The organism is Bacillus sp. ISL-75, from assembly GCF_018613095.1.
This window is the reverse complement of record NZ_JAGGQX010000058.1, coordinates 1,499-14,416: the sequence shown is the minus strand read 5'-3', so window position 1 is coordinate 14,416 and position 12,918 is coordinate 1,499. Positions and strand designations below refer to the sequence as shown.

Genomic DNA, 12,918 nt, shown 5'->3' with positions numbered 1-12,918 from the left:
TACTCTCTGAAAAATCCATATGATGCTTGCTTTTCTGTACCACCCCCTTAAATGTGAAGGAAATAGGCTATGAAACTAATTCATTACTTTTAGCTGGTGTTTGGGTCCTATTGTTTGAAAACTTGAACCCGAATGTTAACTGTGTCAGTGATGAAAACATTGTCGTTTTTGTCGACAAACAATCCATTTGGTAAATAGAATTGACCATTTTGTTCACCCATGCCGCCAAGTTGGAAGATTTTTTTGCCATCTTTATCAAACCCATAAACCACGTGAGTTAGATTGCTGACAACATACATGATGCCTCGGCTATCGAAGCCAATTCCTCTTGGGTTAACAAAAATTGACGTACCTTTTCCATTATTGGATCCATTAATAATTTTTACAAACTTCCCGGTTTTATTGAAAACTTGCACGCGCTGATTTCCGGTATCAACTACGTAAATATTACCTTCATCATCTGCTGTTATCCCATTTGGTGCGTTAAACTCACCATCTTTTATACCTGGCTTCCCGATTTCAAGGAGTAACTTACCATTCATATCAAATACATAGGCTTTGTTGGCTTTAATATCTGTTACGTATACCTTTTTATCCATAATCCGTAATGCCGCCGGAGCTGAAATCTTCTTATCTTTATTGGCCTGTGGAGCAAAGTAATCAATAAATTTTCCTTTTTCATCAAAAATCGAGATATTTCCATTATATAAATCTGCAACAAAAACTCTTCCCTTGTCATCGACCGAGATTCCATAAGGGAATTTAAATTTCCCCTTATCACTTCCATCCTCTCCAAACGAGAAGAGAAGGTTGCCACCGACATCAAATGCCAGTACTCGTTTATTATCTGTATCCGAAACATAGGTAAAAGAGTCATTTGCCGTTACATCCATCGGCTTTTTAAGTGGTTTATCAAAGTCACCTGTAAGCGACAGGCTGTAGTTTGGTGCCCCTTTGGGATCAAGAACCTTTAGTAATCCAGTATCGACTGCTTTGGTTTGATTAAGAAAGAGGAAAGTAAAAACCGCTGCCGTGGCTATAGCAATGAGTGCCATTCCGATATACACATTTCGTCTTTTCATTGTTATTCACCTTTAGCCTTTGTGTCTTTATCTTTTAGTCTATCTAAAGCATCGATTGCATCTTTAAACAATGGATCATATTGGAGTGAGTCCTTGTAAATAGCAATCGCATTTTCATAATCACCTTGTGCTTCAGCAACCATACCAATTTGATAAATAATGTCTGAGTTGGTTGGAGCTAGCTTGTTGGCTTGTTCCAGTGCTTTTGTAGCCTTATCGTACTCTTTTAACCCGCGATAAGCGATTCCCATTTGCACATGACCCTTATAGTCTTTAGGTGCAATTTTAACTGCTTTCTCAAATTCAATTAGTGCTTCATTATAACGTTCTTCAGTTAGATATACTAAACCCATGTTGTAACGGGCATCATAATAATTTTTATCTTGCTCTAACACATAATCAAACTGTTTAATCGCTTCATCATGATCACCCTTTAAATAATAGGTGTAACCAAGAACGATTCGGTTTTCTAGATTGGTAGGATCTTTTCTTATCTCTTCTTTATAGTAATCTAACTGCTCATTTACCCTTTTCATATCAACGCTATTCCAAAAATAAAAGTGACCGAGAGCATATCCTGTACCAACGGAAATGATTAATGTGAGTAATAACAACAGGATTCCTGTTTTCTTCTTAAAAGTCTTAGGCTGCTTCTTGGCTGTTCTTCCCTCTACTTCCTGAGGTACTTTTTCTGCTTCCATGTTAAATCCCCTCTCGGAATCTATTCTTTTGCTTTATGGTCTATATTTGACTTATGGCATTTCGAACACGTTTTTTCAACGTGACATTTTAAACATGATTTATCGTATTTTTGATTTTCTGCTAATTTGATTGGATGTTTATCCTTAAATGTATCCTTGTGTGAACTCGGATGACAGGAAGCACATTGAACCGTTGTTACAGGTGAATCACTTGTGATCCGGTTAGAGTGGCAAATAAAGCATTTTTGTGTATCCTTTGATATACTGCCATGTTTCGTCTCAAAAGAAGCAATTTTATGGCTTTCTGGTCTTTTTCCGTGACATTCTTTACAGAAAGTGTTTGTTTTTGCATATTGTGAAACTGAAATATTATTGGAACTAGTAGTTTCATTTTTTAAAAATTTGGTATAGCTTGGGGCTTCCTTAAATAAGTCGTACTTTTCGCTCGACGTATAGGAATGGCATTGCTCACATTTTTTCAATTCAGATGGTTGAATCTTGCCATGTCCGCCTGTTTTGAATGTTTGTGTTTTATGTGTTTTAGGAACCATTGATGTTTCATGACATGCCTTACATTCCAATGTTGCCTTTCTTGCTTCGTGACATTCCATGCAAGTATCCATTTGCGGACTATTAAATTTCTTATCACTCATTAACATGGTTCCTAGTTTTTCATCCCATTTTCCATAATCACTCTTATAAGTTACTTTTCTATCAGATATTTCCCCATGGGCAGTACCGCTATGACACTGGACGCATTTAATCCCTTCCGTCTTATGTTTGCTGTGAGGTATAATGATATCCCCAGAAGGTGTGACATCTCGGTTATTCATATTGTGACAGTTTTCGCAAGCTTGATCAGGTATAAGATTCGGCATCTTAATAGGTGCGAGATAGGTATCTGTTTGCTTTTTGTATAATTCCTTGATTCCGTTACCTTTTGCTTTCAAGTATTTGTCTGCTCCTGGTCCAATATGACAGCTACCACATTCTACCTCACTATGAGAGGAAGCTTTCCATGTATAGTACTGGGGTTTCATCTCATGACAGGACGAGCAAAACTTTGAACTGGATGTTGTTTCTAGCCCGAAAAAACCGAGGCCAAAGAAGATGGCTAGAAACAACAAAGTTAAAGTCGCATATTTAATTAACTTATAGCGAAGCTCGTTTCCTTTAAAGCGAAAACGGGGAGGGGCCGGCAGCTCTTGATTGTGCTCCTCGTCCATAAAAACGACCCTCCTGTTCAGGTTTTATTATTTCTTCTTGTCAGATTTAAAGCCAGTTCTGTGACAGTATAGGCAATACACATCTGTTGGTGCTTTAACTTCTGTTGATCCTGGTTTTGGCTTTTCACGGTCGTGACAAACGAAGCATTCAGATTTTTGATTATCTGTTTTTGCTTTAGACGCGTGAGCAGTTAACCATTGGTCACTGTCTATGTGTCCTTCAGGACGGTTGCTGTGACAAGCGCTACAAAATTTATTGATTCGTGATTGATCTTTAACGATTGTGATGTTTGGTATATATTTTGTTTTTGTTTCTTTCATCTTAAGTAGAGAAATAATGTCTTCTTTTGGAATTTCTCTGATCCATTTAGAATCTTGATGACAGTTCACACATTTATCTAACTCTTGAATAGCCGTGCCGTCGTGTTGACCGTTCCAGCCTTCAACCTTATGACTCTTTGGTACTTTTACTTTTTTATGGCAAGTTTCACATGCCATCGAAAGCTTAACGTCTTTTAGTTGTTTTCCTACTGCTTGTAAGATGATATCTTGAGTTTTTTGATCATGAGCTGCTAATGCTTCTGCTTCTGTCGTTTCACCTTCATGTGTTGCCTCAGTTGTTGTTGCTTCAGTTGCAGTCTCTTTGGTATTTTCGGTAGTACCTTCTTTTTTGTTTTCTTCGAGTTTTTTCTCTAGTTCTTCTGGATTTGGCGGAACGCTGTAAGCAGCTTCCTTCCAAGGTTTTACGCCATTGTTCACTTTATCGTGGCAATCAATACAAGTTCCCATGTTAGGTCTTAGATATTTCTTTTCCATCAATTTTTCGGCAGATTCCTTTGTCCATTCGCCGCGAACTTCTTCAACGTTGATACCGCGTGTTGCCATCTTCGCATGAACAACCCCTGCATGGCAGGTAATACAAGGAATATCTTCTTCGATATGGCCCTTATGGTTAACCTTTAAGTCACCCGATGCAGTAACAAGACGGTTCTTCGAGTGACATTGTAAACAGTTTTCGTTTGAAACAGCTTCTTCTTCGGTTTGAACGATTTGTTCAGGTACACCTGTTACGTGGTAGTACACTTCTTTCACTGACTTCATTTTGTGGGTAATCATGTTGGTGAAACCTGGCTTGATGTGACACTGTACACAAGATATCTGATTGTGGGCACTAGCAGTAAACGTTGAATATTCTGGTGCCATTTCGTGACAACTCGCACAGAATGTCGGCGAGTTTGTCATGGTAAGGACCCCATATCCTCCACCAAAAACAACGATACAACCGACAAGGGAAACAAACAGTAATTTCCACCTGTTCACTGGATTCTTCCAGTCAATCCCTCGAAACTTTCGCCATAATCCGTGAATCAGGCCAGCTTTTTTTCTATCTTCTCTACTATCGGGATCTTTATCTTTATTTTTTTTCCCCCAAATGGCCACTTAATTCACCCTTCCCATTTTGGATTCTTTCTCTATATATTTTCCATATTAACCTCTCTAAAGGTAGTATCTAACATTGTAAGAGTATATTCCAATGTACAATTTGTGAATATTTACTCATAGAAATCCGGAGTGGAATTCCCACTAAAAACAACATAAAAACGTTGTTATTTAAAGGTTGGATTAACACTACACGCGTGTTGTTTAATATGCATAATATTGTATTTTTATTCAATTTTAATTTTATTTATTCAAAAACACATTAGGACTTATAGGTAGTTTTCTTGGTTGAAAGTTATTCTCAACAGTTGCCATTAGTCTGTCATATTTGACGATAAATCGAACATAACAAAAGGCTAGTTTAGAAGTTTGACTTTAGTTGATTAATTATAGTAGATTGTACGAATCTTGCTTCCCTCTACATTGTTGTCACTGTATTGAGGAAGTGGTAAGATTAAAAGGAAAATTATCGAATATTTTTGACTAGGATTTTTTAAAAAAGAGTGTATTAGTCTCGAAATAAAGGAGCGTTCATCAAATGATGGGGATTTTAAATAAAGTATTTGATCTGAACAAGCGTGAGCTGAAGCGGTTAGACAAGCTTGCAACGAAAATTGACGCATTGGCTACGGAAACAGAAAGACTGACCGATGACCAACTGCGGGAAAAAACAGAGGAGTTCAAGGCCCGCTATCAAAACGGGGAAACACTCGATGATTTGCTCGTTGAAGCGTTTGCCGTTGTCCGTGAAGGCGCCCGCCGTGTACTTGGTTTATATCCGTATCATGTTCAGTTAATGGGGGGTATTTCTCTCCACGAAGGGAACATTTCCGAGATGAAGACTGGTGAAGGTAAAACGTTAACCGCGACCATGCCCGTTTATTTGAATGCTCTCTCTGGTAAAGGAGTTCATGTTGTTACGGTCAACGAATACTTAGCAAGCCGTGACGCCGATGAAATGGGTCAGTTGTATCAATTTTTAGGCTTAACAGTCGGCTTAAATTTAAATAGTATGGATAAGGATGAAAAGCAGGCAGCCTATGCCGCGGATATTACGTATGGAACAAATAATGAATTTGGTTTCGATTATTTGCGTGATAACATGGTCCTATATAAGGAACAAAAAGTACAACGCCCACTTTTTTATGGAGTGATTGACGAAGTTGACTCGATCTTAATTGACGAAGCCCGTACCCCATTAATTATTTCAGGTTCAGCGGCAAAGTCCGCTGTCCTTTATATTCAAGCCAATGCCTTTGTCCGTATGCTTAAAAGGGATACAGATTATACGTATGATGAAAAGACAAAGGGCGTTATGCTAACGGAAGAAGGAATTAGCAAGGCCGAGAAAGCCTTTGGGATTGAAAACCTCTTTGACATGGCGCACGTTACCTTAAACCATCACATTAACCAGGCTTTAAAAGCGAATGCTAGCATGCACCTTGATGTGGACTATGTCGTTCAAGATGGTGAAATTGTCATCGTTGACCAGTTCACCGGTCGTTTGATGAAGGGCCGCCGTTATAGCGAAGGCTTGCACCAGGCTATTGAGGCAAAAGAAGGTCTCGAAGTCCAAAACGAAAGCATGACGATGGCAACGATTACGTTCCAAAACTACTTCCGGATGTATGAAAAATTGGCCGGTATGACAGGTACCGCGAAGACGGAAGAGGAAGAATTCCGTAACATTTATAATATGAATGTTATCGTCATCCCTACTAACAGACCAATTGCCCGTGATGACAGACCTGATTTAATTTACTCTTCAATTGGCGGTAAGTTTAGAGCGGTGGTAGAGGATATTGCGGAGCGCAATAAACAAGGTCAGCCTGTCCTCGTTGGTACAGTAGCTATCGAAACTTCTGAGCTTATTTCCGGGCTTTTATTGAAAAAGGGAATTCGCCACAATGTCTTGAACGCGAAAAACCATGAGCGTGAAGCTGAAATCATTGCTGAAGCAGGTCATCGGGGCGCAGTAACAATTGCGACCAACATGGCCGGTCGTGGTACGGATATTAAGCTTGGGGAAGGGGTAATTGAGCTGGGCGGACTGGCTGTCATTGGGACGGAACGTCACGAAAGCCGACGGATCGATAACCAGCTTCGCGGACGTTCTGGACGTCAAGGGGACCCTGGTATTACACAGTTCTACTTATCGATGGAAGATGAACTGATGCGCCGTTTCGGTTCTGATAATATGAAATCCATGATGGAACGCCTTGGCATGGATGATTCCCAGCCTATCCAAAGTAAAATGGTATCTAGAGCTGTGGAATCTGCGCAAAAACGCGTCGAGGGTAACAACTTTGATGCCCGTAAACAGCTCTTGCAATATGATGATGTTCTTCGCCAACAACGTGAGATCATTTACACCCAGCGTGATGAAGTATTAGAATCTGAAAACCTTCGTGACATTGTTCAAAAGATGATTGTGAACTCAATCGAGCGGAATGTGGATGCCCATGCATCTCGTCATGAGGATGAGGAAGAATGGAATCTGCAAGCTATTGTCGATTATGTGAATGCTACTCTACTACATGAAGGTGACATCGCGGTCGATGACCTTAAGGGGAAAGACCCCGAGGAAATCCGCGATACTATTTTTGCAAAAGTGAAGGAACGTTACGAGGAGAAAGAAGAACTTCTCTTCCCTGAGCAAATGCGCGAATTCGAAAAGGTTGTTACGCTGCGTGCGGTTGACTCCAAGTGGATAGATCACATTGATGCGATGGACCAGCTCCGTCAAGGAATCCATTTACGTGCATACGGACAAATCGATCCGCTTCGTGAATATCAGCATGAAGGCTTTGCAATGTTCGAGACGATGATCCATTCGATCGAAGACGAAGCAGCGATGTATATCATGAAAGCGGAGATCCGCAACAACCTTGAGCGCCAAGAAGTAGCCAAAGGCCAAGCGGTTCATCCAAAAGAAGACGGCGAACCGGTTAAGCAAAAGCCGAAAGTGAAGCAAATTAATGTGGGCCGTAATGATCCATGTATTTGTGGAAGCGGCAAGAAATATAAGAACTGCTGCGGGGCAGGGAAATAACGTTAATATGTAATAGCTTTGATGGCTCCAATTTCGAAGTTATAAATTAGTGAGGGCCAGCGATCGTAATCGCTGGCTCATTTTTGTTGTTTTGGGGATGGAATTTGTGGATATGTTGATAAGTGGTGGGGATTTGTTGATATCTTCTGAAAATTTGTAGATATAATGCATAGTTTTGTAGATATCTCTTCTAATTTTGTAGATATCCACAAGGGGATATCTTTCTTATATGTTTATTTAGAAAAGGTAGCTTGATTTTGTGTGATTCTCCTCTATGTGACCCATTTATCTATTCTTTACTCTTCTCGGTCACGTAGACCCTACCCGAGCTCAAAAAAACGCTGCCCCGTTAAGGAGCAGCGTTTGCTTTTCGTATATTTACTTATTGTGCTTCGATTAAGCCGTAGCGGCCGTCTCTGCGCTTATAAACAACATTGGTACGATGTGTGTCTGCATTTGTGAATACATAGAAGCTATGGCCTAGCATGTTCATTTGCAGGATGGCTTCTTCACTGTCCATTGGTTTTAGGTCGAAGCGTTTTGTACGAACTAGTTCTAATTCGTCTTCGTCTAATTCATGAATTTCGGTGTTTTCAGTAGTTGCAAATGTAACAGGAAAGTCGCCTTTTTCACGGAATTTACGGTTAACCTTTGTTTTGTGTTTGCGAATTTGGCGCTCTAATTTGTCAGTAATCAAGTCAATCCCAGCATACATGTCAACATTTGTTTCTTCAGCACGAAGGACTAGTTGCGGTAGTGGGATGGTCACCTCTACTTTAGAAGTTTTATCTTGATTGAATCGTAGATTCACATTTACCTTTGCATCAGGTGCTTCAGTAAAATAGCGTTCCAATTTAGCGATTTTCTTTTCAACATACTCTCTAATTGCTGGAGTTACCTCAATGTTTTCACCACGAACGTTATATTTCATTTGTGGATTCCTCCTTTAGTTAAGGCTATGTAATAACATTTCTATTTTACCCTATGATTATCCTGCTAAATCAGAACAAAAATTTTGTCGATTTATTGACAAAATCAAAGGGAATATAGTGACAATGTTTTGTACGCCCTTTGACACAGATAGATAATATTTACTAAAATGAATGATTGTTCAATTTTATTGTATTCTTTAGTGGGACAACTTTCCAGTGAATTGCTTAAAGAATAGGTTAAATGGATGTTAAGCGAAATGGAGGATTTCGAGAATGGAGCAAGAGGAAAGAAAATTACTGGCCTGGCATGAGACGTTGGAATTGCACGAAATGGTTGCTTTTCAGTCGGTTGGGTTAATGAAACTAAAAATGTCGATGAAGAAAATTACTGATCCTGAGCTAAAGGAACTTTACAAAAAATGTATTCATGATCTGGAAAGCAACTTGAGAGCTTTACTTAAGTTTTATCCCTCTGCCGCCGGCCATCAAGCCAGGGACGAAGAAGATGTGCGCGAGGATGCAGGCTTTTTTGCCGGTGATTTGCTGGGCCTTTCTAAAACTTTGGTGAGAAATCTTTCTGTCGCGATTACAGAAACGGCGACACCTGCGTTACGAAAAACATTTACCAATCAACTGCTTGGGGCGATTCATGGACATGAGCGCATTTTTAATTATATGCACAAGCATGGTTATTATCCTTCCTATGATTTAGGTCGGTTGCTTGGCCATGACATTGAAAATGCACAAAAGGCGTTAAAGATGGGGTTTTAATGTTATAGGGGCGGGCGGGTCCCTGTCTGGGGCCCCCCCTTAACTCCATCCCAAGTTGCACCAATTGAGAAAAGCGCATGTAGGCTAACGAGCAAGTGTCAGCGATTGAATGCTCGCAGCACCGGCTGCTTTTAAAAGTTTTGCTGCATGCCGTAGTGTTGAGCCAGTTGTATAGATATCATCAATCAGGATGACCTTTTTTCCTGCTAAGTCAACATTAGGGTTGACCTGAAAGACCTGTGAGAGATGAATCCGCTCGGACCTAGATTTTTTAGATTGCTTTTCTGAATGGATTCGGCTGAGCACATTTTCGGGATGATAGCCTGCTTCTGCAAGGATGGCGGCTGCCTGGTTAAACCCCCGCTCATATAGCCGCTCTTTACTTAAGGGAATAGGTATAAATAGGTCGGGAGCGATCTCGGTCAACTTCTGCCTGAGCAATTCCGAAAAGATTCTCGCTAGTACATAATCGCCGCGAAATTTAAACTTTGCGATCACCTCTTTTAAAAAATCATTGTAGAGGAACAGGGAATGGTTCTTCTCAAGGTATCCCTGCCATTCGGAATCTTCCTCCCATCGGAAACAATCATGGCACAAATCACCTCTACGAAACTTCATATCTATGTTGCCAAATGGCCTGCTGCAGATTCGGCATTGATTGCCTTCAACTTTTTCTAACTTCCCTTCACAGGCTTGGCAAATAAGCTGTTCTTTATCTACGGAGAAAATGGCCCTCCAGCCAATGCTTGGCAGGATTACTTCGTGGCAGTTTAGACAGCGGTTTTGGATGGGGAATTTCATTTTTAATGCTCCTCTCTCTTTTTATTGATTGAGTAAGCCCCTTTTAATACCTTCTCGGTTCATCGAGACGATTTGCTTTCTTGCCTTTAACATCTCTTCGGTTTTTCCATAATGAAAATAGGTCACCACCCCATCAGGATGTTCCTTACTCCTCCCTGCTCTTCCGGCAATTTGGACGAGGGCACTTTCTGTAAAAATGGCATCTTCGGACCCAATTACGGCTACATCAATGTTAGGAAAAGTTACTCCTCGCTCAAGAATAGTTGTCGTTAACAGTAAAGGAATTCCTTTGGATCGCATCTTTTGCACCTTTTCTTTGCGGTCAGGGTCTTCGGCATGGACAGCTTCTATAGTTGTATCAAATTGGCGCAGGATGGGGAGGGCTTGTTCCATCAAAGGGATATGCGGAAAGAAGACTAAGGCTTGTTTATTTGCTTGAATCCGCGCCGAAATCCAGCGGAGGACATTCGGTGGCAATTTATTTTTCTGCAATTGCTTTTGCCAATTGCCACACCATACAAAGTTGGGGACCGGGAGCGGATGGCGATGGAAACGAGAGGGGATCGTGGTGAATGCTCGTTTCCCTGTACGGCATTCCCTTTGCCACTTTTCATTGGGCGTTGCGGTTAGGTAAATCATGGCTGATGATGGCTTTCGCGCCTGGATGGCGGCGTACTGGAGAGATTCCTCAACAGTATAAGGAAAGGCATCGACTTCGTCTAAAATGATCGCATCAAAGGCATGGTAGAAGCGGAGCAGCTGGTGGGTGGTCGCAATCGTGAGCGGAGCATAGAGATGACGGTCCTCGCTACCGCCGTAAAGAGAAGCAACTTTTATTTCCGGGAAGGCGGCTTTTAGTCTAGGAGTGAGCTCTAAGACGACATCCGTTCGCGGTGTGGCAATACAGATTCTTTTTTTAGCAGCAAGTGCGGCTTCAATTCCAGCGAATAGGACCTCAGTTTTCCCTGCCCCGCAAACGGCCCAAACTAAGTGCTCCTGATTTTGTTGAATGGCTTCAATTACATGCTCTGATGCTTCTTGCTGTCCTTGTGAGAGTGTCCCCTGCCATTGTTTGATTTTTGCAGGGAGATGGGTGTCAGGCACCGGGCCATTCCAGCCAATGAGCGGCGTGCATTCGCTAATTCTTCCCATCATGATGCAATGGCGGCAATAGAGACAGGTTTCGCCACATCGTGAGCATGGGTAAGATGCAAAATGCTGTGGGTCCTTATTTCCGCACCGGGAGCATATGGGCTTTTTTCCGTTGTACTCGATTCCTTTACGGTAAGTGACATAGCCATTTTCGTAATGTGCTTGCACTTCTTCTAATAGAATTGGGATATCTTCTAGGAGAAGTTGTTTACCTGTGAGAAGCTGCTGAAGATCAGGATGGTATTGGAAGTTTGGATTTAGATGCGGCTGCGGGATGCTGGCGATGTGCGTAATTTTGAGTGAATCAACGTCTTTGATGCTAGGAATCAGGAGTTTATTTTTTATAACAAAACGCACGAGGACACCTCCTCTGGATTCAGATAATAGAGTCGATCTTTTGTTTTACCTGTTGTTTGCAGGTTTAATTTATGAACAACTTTTTGAGTGGTATCAGGGGATGGGAGATGCAAATATTTTCTCAATTCTAGATTGGTCATCGTTGGCTTGTATAGGTAGAAATAGTGACTGAGGCTTTTTAGGATGGCATCTTTTGAAGAGGTTTGGCAGGCGGGACAAATCCATTTTCCTCTTTTGAAATTCATTGGGATATAGTTACATTTATCATCTGGACAACAAACTCCGCTCCGGATATCTTTTTCGGTAAGATTGTATTCTTTTAAGATATCAATTGGTTTTGGACTGTGTTGACTTAAGAGCAATTTTCCGATCTTAGTCAAGGTATCGGTATCTACCCTTTCTTGATGATTTCGTTGTTCCATTGATTCGATTTTATTAAAAAGGTCTCTTCCCTTGCATACTTTACTAAAATCTGTTTTGTCTCCAGAGTTAGTTTTCAAGATCGTACTGGTACTTTTGAAAAAAACAAGGGTGTCTACCGGGAGAAGATTGCAGCCGTTTTTGACCAGCCAATTGCGTAAGAGGGATTGCAGTCGCTGGCATTGAACGCGCGGGTCCTCGAATGATTCTTCAGTTCCATCATCATGGGTACGAATTAGCTGCTTGAAGACATTATCAAAAGTTAATTTGCCTGCGATGTTTTTTGCTTCGATGATTAGGATGTAGTTTTGTGAGAGGAGAAGTGTGTCGATTTGAAAGTGAATGCCGTTGATTTGGAGTTGGAGGTCGTGGAAGATGTGGTATTTATCATGTGGAAGTTCTTTTACGTAGTTTGCTAGTGCTATTTCGCCCCAGTATCCGGCCCACCGTTTGGCGAGGTCTTTTTCAATTTCTTGATATTTGCTGTGGCCGATTATTAGTCGGATTTTTAGGATTTGAGTTAAAAATAGTCTTTGTGGCGGGGTTAATTCTTTCATGATCAATTCATTCGTCAGCTCCTTTTTCTTTTTTGGAAGATTTCTTCAAAGAAAGGAGAAATTCCTGCTAATTTGTCGAAGGTTTTTATATTTTTTGTGGATATGTGACGGTCTGGTGTCTTTACAATTGTTGATAAGGGATTCCGCCAATTTGGGCCAGGATTCCGCAAACTTTTGGAGTTATTCCGCCAATCTTCGTATGAATTCCGCCGACTTCGCAACTTTTTCCGCCGATTCCCCTGATGATTCCGCCAAACCCCTTTTATTTACCTTTTTTTAATATCTCGAGCCTAGCCTCTGGTCATTTACGGCTTGGCTCACAGCCGTTCGATTCCGCCAATTTGGGCCGGGATTCCGCTAACTTTTGGAGTTATTCCGCCAATCCTCGTACGGATTCCGCCGACTTCACAACCTTTTCCGCCGATTC

The 12,918-nt window shown here is 41.1% G+C and carries 10 protein-coding genes; 2 read left to right on the top strand and 8 right to left on the bottom strand.

The window, feature by feature from the left end:
• Window positions 1-107 precede the first annotated feature (107 nt).
• From J7E63_RS22175 to J7E63_RS22160, 4 genes are read right to left on the bottom strand one after another with little or no spacing between them, the layout of a single operon-like run.
• Window positions 108-1,082, bottom strand: a complete 975-nt coding sequence (locus J7E63_RS22175; protein ID WP_215016577.1) for a 6-bladed beta-propeller — start codon at window positions 1,080-1,082, stop codon at window positions 108-110.
• A 2-nt stretch (window positions 1,083-1,084) separates the two neighbouring features.
• Complete coding sequence (locus tag J7E63_RS22170) at window positions 1,085-1,783, bottom strand: tetratricopeptide repeat protein (RefSeq protein WP_215016575.1); 699 nt, start codon at window positions 1,781-1,783, stop codon at window positions 1,085-1,087.
• Window positions 1,784-1,803: 20 nt separating this feature from the next.
• Window positions 1,804-3,009: a cytochrome c3 family protein gene (locus tag J7E63_RS22165; protein ID WP_215016572.1), complete on the bottom strand. Its 1,206-nt coding sequence runs from the start codon at window positions 3,007-3,009 to the stop codon at window positions 1,804-1,806.
• Window positions 3,010-3,036: 27 nt separating this feature from the next.
• A complete protein-coding gene (locus J7E63_RS22160; protein ID WP_215016570.1) occupies window positions 3,037-4,449 on the bottom strand; it encodes a cytochrome c3 family protein in 1,413 nt (470 codons plus the stop codon).
• 538 nt (window positions 4,450-4,987) lie between these two features.
• Between J7E63_RS22160 and secA the strand changes: the two genes are divergently transcribed.
• The gene (gene secA / locus J7E63_RS22155; protein ID WP_215016568.1) at window positions 4,988-7,501 is read left to right on the top strand and encodes a preprotein translocase subunit SecA; all 2,514 of its coding nucleotides are present in this window, start codon (window positions 4,988-4,990) and stop codon (window positions 7,499-7,501) included.
• Window positions 7,502-7,883: 382 nt separating this feature from the next.
• On the opposite strand, the gene hpf is transcribed toward secA, so the two are convergent.
• Entirely contained in the window at window positions 7,884-8,432 is a 549-nt protein-coding gene (gene hpf / locus J7E63_RS22150) for a ribosome hibernation-promoting factor, HPF/YfiA family (protein ID WP_168245720.1), read from the bottom strand.
• Between the two features lie 274 nt (window positions 8,433-8,706).
• On the opposite strand from hpf, the gene J7E63_RS22145 reads away from it, so the two are divergent.
• The gene (locus J7E63_RS22145; protein WP_214998963.1) at window positions 8,707-9,204 is read left to right on the top strand and encodes a spore coat protein; all 498 of its coding nucleotides are present in this window, start codon (window positions 8,707-8,709) and stop codon (window positions 9,202-9,204) included.
• An 84-nt stretch (window positions 9,205-9,288) separates the two neighbouring features.
• Here the strand turns inward: J7E63_RS22145 and J7E63_RS22140 are convergent, their stop codons facing one another.
• The 3 genes from J7E63_RS22140 to J7E63_RS22130 are packed head-to-tail and all read right to left on the bottom strand — an operon-like array spanning window position 9,289 to window position 12,491.
• Window positions 9,289-10,005: a ComFC family protein gene (locus J7E63_RS22140; protein WP_215016566.1), complete on the bottom strand. Its 717-nt coding sequence runs from the start codon at window positions 10,003-10,005 to the stop codon at window positions 9,289-9,291.
• A gap of 21 nt (window positions 10,006-10,026) precedes the next feature.
• On the bottom strand, window positions 10,027-11,514 hold the full coding sequence (locus tag J7E63_RS22135; protein WP_215016564.1) for an ATP-dependent helicase ComFA: 1,488 nt from the start codon (window positions 11,512-11,514) through the stop codon (window positions 10,027-10,029).
• The gene (locus J7E63_RS22130) at window positions 11,499-12,491 is read right to left on the bottom strand and encodes a nuclease-related domain-containing protein (protein ID WP_251033686.1); all 993 of its coding nucleotides are present in this window, start codon (window positions 12,489-12,491) and stop codon (window positions 11,499-11,501) included. Before J7E63_RS22130 ends, J7E63_RS22135 begins: the two co-directional genes overlap by 16 nt.
• Window positions 12,492-12,918: the final 427 nt, after the last annotated feature.

Coding starts and splice junctions, on each gene's coding strand:
- J7E63_RS22140 (WP_215016566.1), bottom strand. CDS start 10,005: ATGAAATTCCCCATCCAAAACCGCTGTCTAAACTGCCACGAAGTAATC.
- hpf (WP_168245720.1), bottom strand. CDS start 8,432: ATGAAATATAACGTTCGTGGTGAAAACATTGAGGTAACTCCAGCAATT.
- J7E63_RS22165 (WP_215016572.1), bottom strand. CDS start 3,009: ATGGACGAGGAGCACAATCAAGAGCTGCCGGCCCCTCCCCGTTTTCGC.
- J7E63_RS22130 (WP_251033686.1), bottom strand. CDS start 12,491: ATGAAAGAATTAACCCCGCCACAAAGACTATTTTTAACTCAAATCCTA.
- J7E63_RS22145 (WP_214998963.1), top strand. CDS start 8,707: ATGGAGCAAGAGGAAAGAAAATTACTGGCCTGGCATGAGACGTTGGAA.
- J7E63_RS22175 (WP_215016577.1), bottom strand. CDS start 1,082: ATGAAAAGACGAAATGTGTATATCGGAATGGCACTCATTGCTATAGCC.
- J7E63_RS22170 (WP_215016575.1), bottom strand. CDS start 1,783: ATGGAAGCAGAAAAAGTACCTCAGGAAGTAGAGGGAAGAACAGCCAAG.
- secA (WP_215016568.1), top strand. CDS start 4,988: ATGATGGGGATTTTAAATAAAGTATTTGATCTGAACAAGCGTGAGCTG.